The organism is Candidatus Nitrospira bockiana, from assembly GCF_965152565.1.
Genome location: NZ_OZ224215.1, coordinates 286,011 through 301,408, shown reverse-complemented (window position 1 = coordinate 301,408; position 15,398 = coordinate 286,011). Strand labels below are relative to the sequence as shown.

Genomic DNA, 15,398 nt, shown 5'->3' with positions numbered 1-15,398 from the left:
GGAATAGGCTCGGCCCCTCTGGTCGGCCGCGATCCCGCGCCACTGCCGCCGAGCACACCGACCCCCCGTAAGGTGAGTTGCAGTATACGCAGGGAGCTGCCACGGGGATGTCGGTTGACAAGGTACCTCATGTAGGCCAATCAATGACAGATATTCCGGCAACAGTCAGGCACAATCAGGACCGGTCCACGCATTGAACTCCAAAGAGAGAGTCGTGCCTTGTTCATTGGCTCGTTTTTTGCCCCTGCAACGTCCGGGTACTACCCTCGACACGGTAGCATAGCCGAGACCAGGATCGTTCGGCCACTGAAAACGGTCGTTCGTGGGATCTCGGTCGCTGCTGAAGACGCCGGTGCACAAGGACAGCTTGTCCGCAGGGGCGCATTGTGTCCCACCCCGCGACAACGTACCGATCATGACAGGGGGTCGCGGGCCATGACATGCGGGAGGCGGTCGGCATGAAGATCCGTCGACCCACCCCGTGGACCCGGACCAGCCTGCAGGCCAAGGTTTCCATCATCATCCTGTTGATCGTGGGCCTGTCGGCGATCAGCGACGAGTACCTCGACCGGCGCTATGTCTCTCAACTCGCCAGAGAGAACTATCAAGAGGAGTTGATGGCGGTCGTGCGCCAAGTGGACGCCGCCGTCACGACCTTCGCCGACTTTCAGGATCAGCGCGCACGGGAAATGGAGCTGCACCGCCTGCGGGCCAACCGCCCTGACCTGATCGATGTGGCGCTGTACGCGGTGACCCCGGAGGGGGGCAGACAGCCGCGGCTGCTGGTCAGTGCGGGCAACACCGTCCTGCCGGCGCTCGAGCTGCCGCCCCCGCTCGTGATGCGGGCCATTGCGACGGGCACCGCGATCAGCGACCCGCAGAGCAGCACCGACCATCGTTTGAAGATTGCCTCCCCCATTTCAGTGGAGGGCCGGCTGGTGGGGGCCGCTTACGCGGAGTTCTCCACCGCCCAATTCGACGAAGTCTTGGACTACCAGCACCGGCTGTCGCTCACCCGGCGGCTGATCACCGGCGCCGCGATCGTGCTGGCGCTCAATGTCGTGCTGTACTGGTACGTGCACCGCCCCGTCGGCGCCTTACTGGCGGCCGTGAAAGCCGTGACGGAGGGCACGATGACCACGGCCGTGCCCGTCCGCGGGGAGGATGAGCTCGGGACCCTTGCCAGCCGATTCAACGTCATGGTGGACCGGATCCGAAGCACGACCGAAGAAAATGCCCGGCTGTTCCAAGCCCTGCAACAGGCCCACCAAGACCTGCAGCGCCGGGTCGAGGAGGCCACGGCCGAGATTCGCCACAAGAACCGACAATTGGCCAGGACCAACGAGTTGCTGTCCAGCGCCCAACGGGAAGCCGCGCGGGCACAACGGCTCTCGGCGATCGGGCAACTGGCGGCCACGGTCGCGCATAAGATCGGCACCCCGCTGACCGCGCTGTCGGGGCACGTGCAGTTGCTTCAGGAGGACACCCAGCTCACACCCGACGCGCGCCGCCGCCTCCAGACCATCGAAGCCCAGATCGAACAGACCAGCCGGATCATCCAGGACCTGCTCATCTATGGGCGTAAGCCCGAACCGGTCCTGACCCGGCTCGAGCTCACCGCGTGCCTCGACGACTGCGTAGCGCTCCTGCGTCCGGAGATCTCCCGCCGGAACGTGACGCTGATGACGGAATTTGCGCCGGGTACCATGAAGATCGACGGGGACGCCCAGCAACTGCAGGAAGTGTTTTGCAACCTTATCGACAACGCCTTGGATGCGATGCCCGGCGGAGGGACGTTGACAATCCGGACATATCGGGTCGCCGAGCCGGGGGACGACGGTCCCCCTCGGTTCGCCGTCGACGTCACCGACAGCGGCCAGGGAATTGCACCCGAGCTGAAGGAACAGATCTTTCAGCCGTTTTTCACCACGAAGCGGGCCGGCCGGGGAACCGGACTGGGCCTGGCGATCGCCATCGAGACGATCCGGGCGCACCGTGGGACGATCACCGTCGAGAGCGAGCCCGGCAAGGGATCGCGCTTCACGGTCATGCTGCCTGCTGCGGAAGGATATGCCTATGTTGCCGGTTGAAGAATCACGTGTGCTGATCGTGGACGACGATCCGGAAACCCTGGAGCTGCTGCGCGAAATCGTGACGAAGGAGGGCTACCGGGTCGCGACGGCCGAGCATGCGCAGGCCGCCCTGGGCAAACTCGAGGAGGAGCGGCCGGACGTCGTCATCACCGATATCCATATGCCCGGCATGGACGGGTTGGCGTTGCTCAGCGAGCTCAAGGCACGCGCGCCCGACACCCTGGTCATCCTGCTCACGGCCTACGGGTCGCTCAAGACGACCGTCGATGCGATCAAAGCCGGGGCATTCGACTACATGAGCAAGCCGTTCATCGTGGACGAGATCCGCCTGGTCGTCCGCCGGGCGCTCGAGCACAAGCGGGTGCTGGCGGAGAACCAGTCGCTGCGCGAGCAACTGCGCGACCGGTACCGCTTCGACAACATCGTGGGGAGCAGCCCGGGGATGGTCTCCGTCTACAAGATGATCGCCCGGGTGGCCCAGACCGACAGCACCGTCTTGATCCAAGGCGAAAGCGGAACCGGGAAGGAACTGGTCGCCCGCGCCATCCATGCCAACAGCCCCCGTCGCACGGGGCCCTTCGTCACGGTCGACAGTGGGGCGCTCACCGAAAGCCTGCTGGAATCGGAGCTGTTCGGGCACGAACGCGGGGCCTTCACCGGCGCCATCGCGACCAAGAAGGGGCTGCTCGAAAAGGCGCACATGGGGACCTGCTTCTTCGATGAGATGGCCAACATCTCTCCCACCCTGCAAAGCAAGCTGCTGCGCGTGCTCCAGGAGCGAGAGGTGCGACGGGTCGGGGGCAGCGGGACCATGACCGTGGATGTCCGCATGATCGCGGCCACGAACAAGGATCTCAAGCCGTTGGTGGAGGCGGGAACGTTCCGGGAAGACCTCTATTATCGCCTGAACGTGGTGACGATCACGATCCCGCCGTTGCGGGAACGCCCCGAAGATGTGCCCGTCCTGGCCCAATATTTCGTGCAAAAGTATGGAGCGAACAAGGAAAAACCGGTGACGGGCATCACGCCCGAAGCCATGGACCTGCTGCTGAAGTATCCCTGGCCCGGGAACGTCCGCGAGCTGGAGCACGTGATTGAACGGGCGATCGTCCTCACCCCTCATCCGGCGATCCTGCCCCATGACCTACCCGAGTCGATCCGGACGGCGGCCACCCAATCCCCGGTCCAGAGCGGCTGGATGACGATCGACGCGCTGGAGAAGGACTACATCCTTCGGGTGCTCGACGCCCATCAGCGGGACATCGGACGCGCCGCCGACATCCTTGGCATCCACCGAAAGACCCTGTTGCGGAAGCTCCGGCGCTACGGCATGTCGGCGTAGGAGCGGTTCGAGCCACCCTTCGGTCCTTCGCGGCGAGGCGACGGAGATCGGACAGACTCCCAACGGACGGCTTGTCTTTGACGAGGACAAGTTGTACGGCGCAGAACGCTGCGCTGCTGGCTCGAACCCGACCCGATCGTCGTCTTCCCTCCGACAAGTCGCCCCGAACAACGGCGGAGTAGGGACGCCGACGGGGCGTCCCCCGCGCCGATCCCGTTGAGAATCAACCGGAGCACGCCGTCGGACCGGCGGGCCCGCGGCGGCCCGTCGCTTGCAGTGGAAGGCCCGGACGTTCGTGCGTCCGCATCGAGATTCCTTCCCGTCCGTCATACCGAACTCGAGAAAGGAGCATCACATGAGAATCGCGCAGGTGTCGCCTCTGTGGGAAAGCGTGCCGCCGAAGCTGTACGGTGGGACCGAGCGGATCGTCTCGTATCTGACCGAAGAGCTGGTCCGGCTCGGCCACGACGTCACGCTCTTCGCCAGCGGCGACTCGATCACGACCGCAAAGCTGCGGCCGGCCTGCCCGGAGGCCCTTCGTCTGTCCACCGGCATCTTCAACCGCGATGCCCCGCTCGTGACCTTGCTGGAACAGGCGTTCGGGGCCTCGGCCCACGACTTCGACATCATTCATTCCCATTTGGACTTCATCGGCTTTCCCTTGTCGCGGCGCTGCCTGACTCCGGTCATCACGACCCTGCACGGCCGGCTTGATCTGCCCGAACTCATCCCGATCTTCCGTGAGTTTTCAGAGCTGCCGGTGGTTTCGATCTCCAACTCGCAGCGGAAACCGATCCCCTGGGCCAATTGGCAGGGCACCGTCTATCACGGGCTCCCGCCGGACCTCTACTCCTACCATCCGCACCCCGGTAAGTATCTTGCGTTCCTGGGGCGCATCTCGCCTGAAAAGCGCCCGGACCATGCGATCGAGATCGCCAAGCGGGTGGGCGTCCCGCTTCGGATCGCGGCCAAAGTGGACCCGGCCGACCGGAACTACTTCGAAGCCGAAATCGAGCCCTTGATGTCCCACCCGTTGATCGAATACGTGGGGGAGATCACGGACGCCGAGAAGGACGACTTTCTCGGCGAGGCGCTCGCGATGGTGGCGCCGTACGATTGGCCGGAGCCCTTCGGTCTCGTGCTGATCGAGGCCTTGGCCTGCGGCACGCCGGTCGTCTGTTACCGCCGCGGCTCGATCCCGGAGATCATCGAGGACGGGAAGACGGGCTTCATCTGCGACACCCTCAACGAGATGGTCTCCGCCGTTGAACGAATCGGCTCGCTCAACCGTGCCGATTGTCGCCAGGCATTCGAGGCGCGGTTCACAGCCGAGCGGATGGCCCAGGACTACGTCGCCCTCTATCGACAGCTCCACCGGGACAACCGCCCCGACGAGAGCCGGGACAGCGGATGGGCCAGCTCGCAGATCGCCTTGGATCGGTGGTGACGCGGAGGTTGCCGTGAGATCCCCGTCATCGGCTCAGCCGGGGGCGTCCGCTGTGTCCGCCCCCGGCTGGCGCCTGCTCCGGACGCGCGATTTCGGCTTGCTGTGGGCCGGGCAGGTCGTGTCGCAAATCGGGGACGGCCTCAACAAGGTGGCGCTGCTCTGGTTCGTGTACGACCTGACCGGCTCGGCGCTCAAGATGACGCTGATCGGTCTGCTCCAGACCGTCCCGCCGCTCGTTCTCGGCCCCGTGATCGGAGTCTACCTCGATCGTCTGCCGAAGAAAGCGGTGATGATGTGGGTGGACCTGCTCCGCGCCGGCCTGGTGCTGGCGATTCCGATCCTCCACGCGCTCGGCCTGCTGACTTTGAACCGCCTCTACGGCCTCGTCTTCCTGATCGCGGTCTTCTCCACCGTGTTCGGCCCGGCGCTGGTCTCCTCCGTGCCGCTCATCGTCGGGCGACCCCACTTGACGGCCGCCAACGCCTTGCTCCAGAGTACGACGAACATCGGGGTCCTGGTCGGACCGGCCATCAGCGGCTTGGGCATCGCCCTGATCGGCGCGCAGAACGTCCTCTACGTCAACGCGGCGACCTTCTTCCTGTCGGCGCTCTGCTTGGTCCCTGTTCGCATCCGGCGACTGATCCGGCAGGACGCGTGGACGGCGGCGCCCGGTCGGGTCCTTCAGGAGATGGAAGAAGGGTTCCGGTTCATCTTTGTCCGCCACCGCCTCGTCCTGACGTTGATGGTGATCGCGACGCTCTATGCCCTCGCCTCCAGCGCGTTCGTGTACATGTTGCCGGTCTTCGCCAAGCAGCTACTGCATCTGGGGCCCGCGGAACTGGGCTATCTGTGGTCCGCCCTCGGCGTGGGTATGCTGCTCGCCTCGGCATGGCTGGCTCTTTCGAATCACGCGGCTCTCGCCGACCGGTTCCATGTAATCGCCGTGGCGATGGCGGTCGGAAGCGGGGCCATCAGCGCCTTGAGCGTGCTCGACCGCCCGCTCACCGCCGGCGTCCTGATGATCGTCATCGGGGCCAGCACGGCTCTGTTCACGCCGGTCGTCTGGGCGGTCTTGCAGGAGATCACCCCTGGCCACCTGCTCGCGCGCGTCATGACGACGTTCAGCACGGGCGGCATGTTCGCGGCGATGATCGGCATGATGGCCTTCGGATGGGCCGCCGATACGGTGGGTGCCACCGCGTGCCTGTTCGGCATCGCTACGGTGATGATGGCGACCGCGCTGCTCGCCGCCCGATTCAAACGGCGGTGTACCGCGGACGACGAGGCGATCGCGGCCCCTCTTCCGGCGGCGTGACGTACGACCCCTCCCAGCACACTTCGCACCGAACCGCCCTACTCAAGGAGCGCCTATGACAAGAGGTTTCACGGGGACTCCCCGGAACGTCGCAACGATCGTGCTCTCCGCCGTGTTGCTCGGTGCCCTGCCCGTCGAGGGTGACGAGCCCCTCAAGCCGGCGGAGCCCAAGCCCACGCCGCCCAAACTTCAAGAAGCGCCAAAGCAACCGGAGGCCAAGCCGGAGACGAAGCCCTCGGAGCCGAAGGCCGCGACGCCGACGCATCCGAAAGCAGGGGACGCGAAGCCCGAGGCCCCGAAGCCCGCCGAGCCCCCCAAGCCGGCGGAGAAAGCGCCCGACGGCAAGCCCGCCGAGGGCAAGGCAGCCACGGCGCCCGCGCCCAAGGCACAGGAATCGAAGCCGGAACCCGCCAAACCGACCGGGCCACCCGCGGTGGCGATCAAGCTCGCCTTTATGGCCGACTCCAGGCTCTTTCCCTACGAGCTGAACGTCGATATGCACGGGGACACGGCAGAGCTGTCGGGGAAGGTCGGCAGCGAGGCGGAGAAAGCCCTTGCGGCCGAAATCGCCCAGACGGTGGAGGGAGTCAAGACGGTCACCAACAATCTCGAGATTACCAAGGACTTGCCCCAGTCGCTTGCGCGAAAGCGGGACGAGACGATCACGCAGTACGTCAAAGAACGGTTCGCGAGAAGCAAGACGCTCGAGTCGGCCCATTTCGAGGTCAAGACGGAAGAGGGCGTCGTCTCGTTGAGCGGAAAGACGAAATTCCTGGTCATCGCGCTGGAAGCCGCCGAGGCCGCGCGCCAAGTTCCGGGCGTCAAAGCCGTCCGATCCGACGGGGTCCGCCTGGAGACGGCGGAGTAATGCGAGACCGAATCAAAGGGCCCCGGCGCTGCCGGCCATGCGCGTGAGCCCTCTTCCGGCCTTCTCCGGCACACGAGTGGCGGGGCTGACGGCGAAGGACGGGGCCTCGTGACAGATCCTGCCTTGCTCCGCACCCGAAACTTCGGTCTCCTGTGGTGGGGACAACTGATCTCGCAGATCGGCGACGGCGTGACGAAACTCGCCCTCCTCTGGTTCGTCTACTCGATCACCGGATCGCCCTTGAAGACGACCGTGATCGGGATGCTGCAGACCATTCCGCCGATCCTCTTCGGTCCCCTGATCGGCGTCTATCTCGACCGTCTCCCGAAGAAGCCGGTTCTGATCGTGACCGACCTGCTTCGCGCGGTGCTGATCGGCGTGATTCCCTGCTGGATCAGCCCCACCGCGTTCACGGTGGAGTACCTTTATCTCCTGGTCTTTCTTCATGCCGTCGCGACGGCGGTCTTCGGCCCGGCCTTGACCGCATCGATCCCCGCGCTCGTCAAGCCAGTTCAGTTCACCGCCGCGAACGCCTGGTTGCAGGCGACGACGAGTCTCGGGGTGATCCTCGGCCCGGCCCTGAGCGGCATCGGCATCGCCGCGATGGATTCACAGGCCGTCCTCTGCTTGAACGCGCTGACCTACGTGGCCTCCGCGGCGTGCCTCGTCCCGATTCGCTTCGCGGAGCGAGGCGACGGCCGGCCGGCCGGGCCGCTCTTCAGCTCCCCGGTCTACGATCTCGTCGAAGGGCTTCGGTTCATCAAACAGCGCCTGATCCTGCTGCTCATCGCGATCGCGGCCCTCCATTCGTTCGGGACCGCCGCCTTCTCGACCCTGTTCCCGGTCTTCGGCCGCAAGATGCTGGACCTCGGTCCCGTCGAGGTGGGCTATCTCTGGTCGGCCTTGGGAATCGGGCTCTTCGTGATGTCGCTCGGCCTCGTCCGTCTCACGGAATGGCCGCTGCCCCGCCGTCTCTGGGTCATCGCCGCCTCCAGCGGGATCAGCGGCGCGGCCTTGTTCGCATTGGCGGGCGCACCGGGAAGCGCGTCCGCGGCGCTGTTCATGGTGATCATCGGGAGCGGGATCGGCGCGTTCACGCCCATCGCCTGGGGGGTGCTGCAGCAGGTTTCACCGCAACGACTGGTCGGCCGCGTCTTGACGATTTACGGGACCGGCGCGATGGCTGCCGCGATCGCGGGGATGACGGCGTTCGGCTGGGTGACGCAGGAATTCGGCGAGCGGACGAGCGTGGTCGGCATCGGCGTCGTGCTGATTCTGACGGCGGCCTTCACCCTCCGCTTCACACGGCGGCGTACGGCGGAGACGCGCAGGACCGACTGTCCGTAACCAGACAAGCTGTTCTTCCAGAAGCCCCTCTACAAGCGAGCACCGGCGACCGGACTCTTCCAACCCCCTGATTCCTTGGGTGTGCCCTTCCCGGTGAAGCGGCCTGCTGTTTGCTTGAGTAGAAGTCCGAAGATGCCGGATCCTCCGGCGTCGGTTGTCACTGTTCACAGTTCACCAGGAGGTATGCAATGCGTTACCTGTTTGCCATGCTGCTGATCGCGGTGTGGGCAGTGAGCCCCGCATGGGCTCTGTTCGAGACGAACAAAGAGTTGGCCGAATCCGCAAAAGTTCCAATGGAGCAGGCGATCAAGATCGCCACGGCCGAAGTTCCGGGGAAGGTCGTCGAGGCGCAGTTGGGAAAGGAAGACGGCCGGACGGTGTATGAGATCGACATCATCGACGCCAGCAAGAAGGAGCGCACCGTCTACGTCGATGCGCAGACCGGCCAGATGATGAAGATCGAGAAGTAGCGCCGGATCGGGCCAGCGTGACCAACCATCAAGCGAGGGATGCGATGAGGAAATCTCAGGGAATGTTGGCGATCGCGGCCGCAGCCGTGCTCGGACTCGGCACCGTCGCCATGGCCGCCGACCCGACGGGGCACGGCGGTCAAGGACAGAGCCAGATGAAAGGCTCGGGGCAAGGACAGTCGGGCATGCACCGGGAAGGTGAACTGGGCCTCGGCAAGAGCCGCGAAGAGACGGCGCCCACAGGTGAACGCCGAGACCTTGGAGCGGGGCCGATGGGCGAAGAAAGCAAAGGCGGAGCAGGTCAGAGCGGGACGAAAGGACTGCCGCCCGGGTCGGCGCCGCAATTCGAAGGAGAAGGCGCCAAGCCGGGCCAGGCGCCGGCCGGCGGGCATTGACCAGTTCGGTCAGGCCGGCTTTACGCCGGCCTGACTCCTCGTGATCAGTGGGCGGCCACGCGCTCGTCCGAAGAGGCCGCCCGATGCGCGGTCTTGAGGCGCGTCAATCCGTCGCGAATCTTGGCCGTCCACTCATCGACGCTCGGTTGTGCGACGGCGGTCTGCAAGAACGACTCCCACGTCCGGACGGCTTCAGCATGAAGCCCCTTGGCCTCCAGGGCGAGGCCGAGGCTATAGGACGCCGAAGCGAGCGTCGGGTCCGCCTCGAGGGCCGCGCGCAATTCAGCGATGGCCTCCTCTCCTTTCCCCATCTTCCACAGCAATTGGCCCAGGTGGTTGTGCGCCTTGGCATTCGACCCGTCGATCTCCAGCGCGGCGCGGTACGACAAGAGCGCGCGGTCCGCTTCACCGGTCCGCTCCCAGGCCAGACCGGCATCGGTCAACAAGGCCGGATCCTTGGGGCTGCGATCGAGCCCTTTCAAGTAGGCGCGCAATGCCTGCGGCCATTGGCCGTTGTCGGCGTAGGCCAATCCGAGGTGGTGCGCGATCCAGGGAGCGTTCGGGTTGAGCGTCGCCGCGGTCTCATAGTGGAAGATCGCCAAGTGCAAGAGATCGGTGTCCTGATGCAGGATGGACGCGATCGTGTGGAGGAGGTGCCCGGTCGCAAAGGAACGGCCGGCTTCGGGCTCTCCGCCGTGATGAACCGGGGGGCCGGCCGCCCTCCTGGCGGCAGCGGTCGGGGGCTTGAGCTGATGCGCGTCCAGCCAACGGCGAATGACGGGGGCCGGAATCGAATACCCGATTCCGGACTTCATCGAGACGCTTCCGATCGAGGCGCCGTTGCGATCCTTGGCTCGCTCCAAATACGGCACCGTGGTCACGACCATCCCGACCACGTCACCGGACTCCTTGTCCACCAGAGGGCCGCCGCTGTTGCCGAAATTCAAAATACCCGTCGTCTGAACGAAGGACGTCGGAGACCCGTTGGTGCGGGATCGGCCTTGAGCGACGCCGCTGACCGTCCCCGGGCCCACCGTCGGGTGCAAGGCAAACCCCATTTGAAGAATATCGGTGATCCGCGGGTAGCCGACGGCGAAGACCTCGGTGCCGTCCTCCGGGTTCTCCGCCGCAAGAGCAAGCGTCTCGACGGGGGAGACGCTCACGTGCAACGCCGCAAGGTCGGCGTCGGAGTCGATCGCCAAGACATCCAGCGCGGTGATGATCACGTCGTCATGGACGTAGACGAGAAAGCGGCTCCCGCCTTCGAGAACATGGGCATTCGTGACCAACAGGCCGTCGTCCGTGAGGAAGAAGCCGCTGCCCATCGAGACGCTGTGATTGGAGTCGTTGAGAGCGACGATGAGGGCGGTGGCCGCCTTTGCGTGCTGGAGCAACTCGGAACGTGCGCCTGCGTGGACTGGACCGACGAGGAGGCAGGAGAGAAGCGCTGCCAGCACCCAGTGAAGCATCGGTTCGCGGATTGTAACGGCACTTCCATAAAATCGCAATCCAAAAATCTCGCCCGGCTGACAATACCGAAGCGAGCTTTCCGGCATACACGCGGCCGTGGTACTTTATGATGGTGCATCCGGGACAATTTGTCCCGACTCCTATGCTCACCATCCTGCTCGCCTCCGCCGTCGCCCTCGGCTCCCCTTCGGAGCCCGCCGTGCTCGTCGCTCAAGGCGAGGCGACCATGCCACGCTCCTCGGAGGCGGAGTCCCCCCGTCCGCCGGTGGACGTCGATCCCGCGCTCCAGAAATGGAACGAGCTGCGAGCCGACTACGACCGACTCGAGGCGCGCGCGCAAGACCTGCAGCGCCAACTCGAAACGGCACAACAAGAGTTGGCGAGCGGCAAGAAGGAGCTCTCCGACATGGCGGCTCGATTGGCGACGCTCGAAAAGGAAAAAAACCACATCGCCGCCGCGCTGACCGAAGCGCGCGATCAAGCCAAGGACTTGGCGGCGAAGCTCGCCGCCGAGCAAGTCAAGGCGGCCACCCTCCGAGAAGACAAGCAACGGTTGATGAGCGGGGCCACGACGGCGAAGGAAGAGATCGCCCGTCTGCAGAAGCGCGCAAGCGAGTTGGAGACCGAGGCCGCCCGGGCCGACAATCTGGCCAAGCGACTGGCCGAACGCGATCAGGAGATCGAGCGGCTGCGCAAGGCGGTCGCCGATCGAGAGACGCTGGCGAACAAGGTCACCACGTTGACGGACAAGCTGGAGCGAACCAAGCAGCGAGTCACCTCGTTGACCGACGAGCTGGCCGCCCGCAGCGAGGAAGCGGCGCGGGTGCGGCAGGAGCGAGACGCCCTGCTGTTGGAGCTGCAGAAGCAGCGCGAAGGGCTCAAAGGCACCGATGCGAGCCTGTCGATCGGCGGCGCGGGGGTGTCTACGGACAAGGTGTCCGATCGACTGAAGCTCGAGGCGGAGCCTCACGAGGATCGCACGCCGTGATCGAACGGCGCGCAGACTCACCGGGATGCGCCATGAGGGGGACCCGTCCCGCGCGGGCCGGCAGTCGAGCTCGGCTCATCGGGCTTCTCCCGGCCCAGCCCGCCGTACCGAGATGGTGCTGATCGTCATGGGCGTCGCCGGCTCAGGCAAGACGACCGTGGGCCGCCGGGTGGCGGCCTGCCTGCACTGGGAATTTCAAGACGCCGACTGCTTCCACCCGATGGCCAACATCGAGAAGATGGCCGGCGGCGTCCCGCTCACCGATCAAGACCGACGGCCGTGGCTGGCCGCGCTACGCCGGGCGATCGAGGACTGGCTGATCGAAGGCCGCCACGTGGTCTTGGCCTGCTCCGCCCTGACCGCCCAGGCTCGGCACACGCTCACTCCGGACCCGAAGCGGGTCAGGCTCGTCTATTTGAAAGCCACGTACCAGATCATCTATGACCGCTTGGCCCGGCGCCGTCATCACTTCATGCCCACAGAGCTGCTCGACAGCCAGTTCGCCCTCCTCGAAGAACCCACCGACGCGATCGTCGTCGACGCCTCGCAGCCGCTCGACGCCCTCGTCCCCGACATTTGCCGCCGGCTGGCGGCCGAAGGATTGGCTCCCGGTTCCTAGCGAACCCTGAACACCCGGCACGAAGGCCGAGGTACGCGCTGACTGCGCGTCTGAGGAGAGACATGAAATTCCTCGCCGTTCATCCAAGCCCGCTGATGTACACGAAGATCTATCTGCGATTGGAACCCCTGGGGCTCGAATTGATCGCCCAAGCCGCACGCGAGGCGGGCCATGACGTCCGGGTGCTGGATCTCCAGGTCGAACGCCAACAGGACTACCTGCGCATGCTGCATGAATGGCGGCCCGACGCCGTCGGGGTCTCGTGCAATTACTTGGCGAACGTGCCGGAAGTCATCGATCTCGCGAAGCTGACCAAGCAGCGGCTACCGTCGTGCTTCTTCTTCGTCGGCGGCCACAGCGCCTCTTTCATTGCGCCTGACCTGCTCCGGCACGGTGGAGGGGCGATCGATTGCGTGCTCAAAGGCGAGGGCGAGAGCGCGGTTCAAGACCTCTTGGACGCGGCGGCCCATGACCGGACGGCACTGACCCAGGTCCCCGGTGTGGTCACGCTCCATGGGGCGGGCCCGGCCCCGCGGTTCGTCGAGAGCCTCGATGTCCGGTCTCCCGCACGCGATCTCGTGCGGCATCGACGCAAGTACTTCATCGGGGTCTTGGACCCGTGCGCTTCCATCGAATTCGCCCGCGGCTGCCCGTGGGACTGCTCGTTCTGCAGCGCGTGGACCTTCTACGGGCGCAGCTATCGCGTGATCAGCCCCGAGAAGGCTGCGGAAGACCTCGGACGGATCGGCGAGCCCGGCGTCTTCATCGTCGACGATGTCGCGTTCATTCAGCCGAAACACGGGATGGCGATCGGCGAGGCGATCGCGCGGAAGGGCATCAAGAAGCAATACTACCTGGAAACCCGGGGGGACGTCCTCCTCAGGAACAAGGAGGTCTTCGAATTCTGGACGCGCCTCGGCCTGCGGTACATGTTCATCGGGGTCGAAGCCATCGACGAGGAAGGCCTGCGCCAGCATCGCAAGCGGATCTCCTTGGGCCGAAATTTCGAAGCGCTCGAGTACGCCCGCTCCCTGGGCATCAATGTGGCCATCAACATCATCGCCGATCCGGACTGGGACACACCGCGCTTCGAGGTGGTCCGACAATGGTGTCTGGAGATTCCGGAGATCGTGAACATCAGCGTGAATACGCCGTACCCGGGCACCGAGACGTGGCAGACCGAATCACGGCGAATCATGACCCGCGATTACCGGCTCTTCGACATCCAGCACGCCGTCCTCCCCACACGATTGCCGCTCGCGGAGTTCTACGAAGAACTGGTCAAGACTCAGCAGATCTTGAACAAGAAGCATCTCGGCTGGACGGCGTTGAAGTCGACGGCCCGGATCGCCGCCGGGCATTTGATGCGAGGGCAGACCAACTTCGTCAAGATGCTGTGGAAGTTCAACCGCGTCTATAACCCGAACCTGCAGTTGGCTGATCACCAGGCGCCGGTCCGCTATGAAATGACGCTACCGTCGGCACCAGGGCGAAAAGCCGACCTCGGCCTGCTGTACATTCACGAAGCCCGTGGACGACACGGTCGGCACATTGATGACTCGACGGAGCACTTCGTCGAGATCACACGGACGGGAACCGGTGCGTAAGATCCTAAGATCCAAGGCGGGCGGCGGCTACCACAGCCAATACAGCAGAACAGGGATCAGCAAGGCCAGCCAAAGGAGAAGGCCCAAGAAGAGGCCGTTGATGATCCCCGTCGCACCCGCCAAGACATCCTCGGCGGGCTGCTCGGTGGCCGGCATGGGGGACGGTGGACGCGCCTGGCGTGACGGAACCGGCTCGATCGCTGTGAGCGGCATGTCCTCCTCCGTCCTATGCTCAATATCCTACCATTCCTACTTGCCCCGTCAAGACGGTCACTCTCACTAATGAAGAGCACTGACGGCTGGAGCGCCCGCTCGTAGGGTGATGCCCGGGACGCGGAAGTCCTGGCTCTTCCGCTCGCTTGAAGAGATCCCTCAATGAGGACCGGTCGCGCTCCAGCCCGACGGAGGAAGACGGTCAGGGGTTGGCGCCAAAGACGTGAGCGGCGCAGCACGATACAGAAGATGGTGCCGAAGGGGGGACTCGAACCCCCACGGGTTGCCCCATACGCCCCTCAAACGTACGTGTCTACCAATTCCACCACTTCGGCGTGCGCGCATTATAGAAGTCGGCCAAAATGCTTGTCAATCAATCCCCTCTCCGTTTAGAATGCGCGAACGTCTCACTTCAAGAACGCGGTTCTCGACGCAATTCCCGGCGCCAGCATGCCCGTCCAGCTCCATGAGGCCACGGCTCTGTCCGAACCCGCTAGACCCCGCGGGGCGTTCTTCGATGTCGACAACACCCTGATTCCCGGCCCTGCGATCGAAGTCCGCTTCTTCCACTACCTGTTTCAACGCGGCCTCATCGGTCTCCGGGAGGTGCGCCATAGCCTCTGGCACCTCGTGCGTCACATGCCGCCGGTCTCGCTCCACCCGCTGCGCGTGCGCAAACTCTACCTCGCCGGAAAGCAGCCGCACGCCATCGAGCCGTTGGCGCACGAATTCGTGAAGAGCGATATCTGCAGCCGGGTGTCGCGGGAGGGGCTGGCCGTGCTGGAGGCGCACAGGCGGGCGGGACACCACCTCGTCCTCATCACCGGCTCCTTGGATTTCCTCATCGCCCCGCTCGCCGCCGCTCTGAACGTCTCCACCGTCCTGGCCGCCCGTCCCGAGCGCACACCCGACGGCTACACGGGCCATCTCCTGCCCCCCTTTCCCTACGGCGAGGGCAAGCGGCGCTTGATCGAGGCGTTCGCTCGGCAACAACGCCTGGATCTGCAGGATTGCTTCGCCTATGGGGACAGCCCCGGCGATGTCGCCGTGCTCAGCTCCGTCGGCCACCCGCACGTGATCAACCCGATTCGCGGGATGGCGCGCCTCGCCCGGCGGCGCGGCTGGCCTGTCGCGCAGTGGTTGTGATACCCTCCCCCTCCGCCCGTGCCTTTGACAGGAGCGCGGTCATCGTAGAAAATTTGCGCAATCCAACGGGGCCCGAGG

The 15,398-nt window shown here is 65.0% G+C and carries 14 protein-coding genes and 1 tRNA gene; 12 read left to right on the top strand and 3 right to left on the bottom strand.

From position 1 onward, the window contains the following. The first annotated feature begins 458 nt into the window (after positions 1-458). From ACWHYV_RS01585 to ACWHYV_RS01550, 8 genes are all read left to right on the top strand, one after another. Positions 459-2,090, top strand: coding sequence for a sensor histidine kinase (locus ACWHYV_RS01585; RefSeq protein WP_447978914.1), 1,632 nt, complete (start codon positions 459-461; stop codon positions 2,088-2,090). Then, entirely contained in the window at positions 2,077-3,435 is a 1,359-nt protein-coding gene (locus ACWHYV_RS01580) for a sigma-54-dependent transcriptional regulator (RefSeq protein WP_447978913.1), read from the top strand. Before ACWHYV_RS01585 ends, ACWHYV_RS01580 begins: the two co-directional genes overlap by 14 nt. A gap of 355 nt (positions 3,436-3,790) precedes the next feature. Beyond that, positions 3,791-4,882, top strand: a complete 1,092-nt coding sequence (locus tag ACWHYV_RS01575) for a glycosyltransferase family 4 protein (protein WP_447978912.1) — start codon at positions 3,791-3,793, stop codon at positions 4,880-4,882. Between the two features lie 13 nt (positions 4,883-4,895). Continuing rightward, on the top strand, positions 4,896-6,197 hold the full coding sequence (locus tag ACWHYV_RS01570) for an MFS transporter (RefSeq protein WP_447978911.1): 1,302 nt from the start codon (positions 4,896-4,898) through the stop codon (positions 6,195-6,197). A 55-nt stretch (positions 6,198-6,252) separates the two neighbouring features. Next, the gene (locus ACWHYV_RS01565; protein ID WP_447978910.1) at positions 6,253-7,065 is read left to right on the top strand and encodes a BON domain-containing protein; all 813 of its coding nucleotides are present in this window, start codon (positions 6,253-6,255) and stop codon (positions 7,063-7,065) included. A gap of 108 nt (positions 7,066-7,173) precedes the next feature. Next, the gene (locus tag ACWHYV_RS01560; protein ID WP_447978909.1) at positions 7,174-8,412 is read left to right on the top strand and encodes an MFS transporter; all 1,239 of its coding nucleotides are present in this window, start codon (positions 7,174-7,176) and stop codon (positions 8,410-8,412) included. A gap of 188 nt (positions 8,413-8,600) precedes the next feature. Further along, positions 8,601-8,882: a PepSY domain-containing protein gene (locus ACWHYV_RS01555; RefSeq protein WP_447978908.1), complete on the top strand. Its 282-nt coding sequence runs from the start codon at positions 8,601-8,603 to the stop codon at positions 8,880-8,882. A 44-nt stretch (positions 8,883-8,926) separates the two neighbouring features. Further along, the gene (locus tag ACWHYV_RS01550) at positions 8,927-9,277 is read left to right on the top strand and encodes a hypothetical protein (RefSeq protein WP_447978907.1); all 351 of its coding nucleotides are present in this window, start codon (positions 8,927-8,929) and stop codon (positions 9,275-9,277) included. 44 nt (positions 9,278-9,321) lie between these two features. Here ACWHYV_RS01550 and ACWHYV_RS01545 read toward each other — a convergent pair whose 3' ends face one another. Then, positions 9,322-10,671, bottom strand: a complete 1,350-nt coding sequence (locus tag ACWHYV_RS01545; protein ID WP_447978906.1) for a trypsin-like peptidase domain-containing protein — start codon at positions 10,669-10,671, stop codon at positions 9,322-9,324. Positions 10,672-10,853: 182 nt separating this feature from the next. Between ACWHYV_RS01545 and ACWHYV_RS01540 the strand changes: the two genes are divergently transcribed. The 3 genes from ACWHYV_RS01540 to hpnR all read left to right on the top strand — a co-directional run bounded on the left by ACWHYV_RS01540 (position 10,854) and on the right by hpnR (position 13,961). After that, a complete protein-coding gene (locus ACWHYV_RS01540) occupies positions 10,854-11,735 on the top strand; it encodes a hypothetical protein (RefSeq protein WP_447978905.1) in 882 nt (293 codons plus the stop codon). Positions 11,736-11,847: 112 nt separating this feature from the next. Beyond that, entirely contained in the window at positions 11,848-12,354 is a 507-nt protein-coding gene (locus tag ACWHYV_RS01535; RefSeq protein ID WP_447978904.1) for a gluconokinase, read from the top strand. A gap of 62 nt (positions 12,355-12,416) precedes the next feature. Continuing rightward, positions 12,417-13,961 carry a hopanoid C-3 methylase HpnR gene (gene hpnR / locus ACWHYV_RS01530; RefSeq protein WP_447978903.1) on the top strand — a complete coding sequence of 515 codons (1,545 nt, stop codon included), beginning with the start codon at positions 12,417-12,419 and terminating at the stop codon, positions 13,959-13,961. A gap of 27 nt (positions 13,962-13,988) precedes the next feature. Here hpnR and ACWHYV_RS01525 read toward each other — a convergent pair whose 3' ends face one another. Together ACWHYV_RS01525 and ACWHYV_RS01520 are read right to left on the bottom strand one after the other, a co-directional pair. Further along, on the bottom strand, positions 13,989-14,174 hold the full coding sequence (locus ACWHYV_RS01525) for a hypothetical protein (protein ID WP_447978902.1): 186 nt from the start codon (positions 14,172-14,174) through the stop codon (positions 13,989-13,991). 250 nt (positions 14,175-14,424) lie between these two features. Further along, a tRNA-Leu gene (locus ACWHYV_RS01520) sits at positions 14,425-14,509 on the bottom strand. Positions 14,510-14,624: 115 nt separating this feature from the next. Between ACWHYV_RS01520 and ACWHYV_RS01515 the strand changes: the two genes are divergently transcribed. After that, a complete protein-coding gene (locus ACWHYV_RS01515) occupies positions 14,625-15,320 on the top strand; it encodes an HAD family hydrolase (protein WP_447978901.1) in 696 nt (231 codons plus the stop codon). Positions 15,321-15,398: the final 78 nt, after the last annotated feature.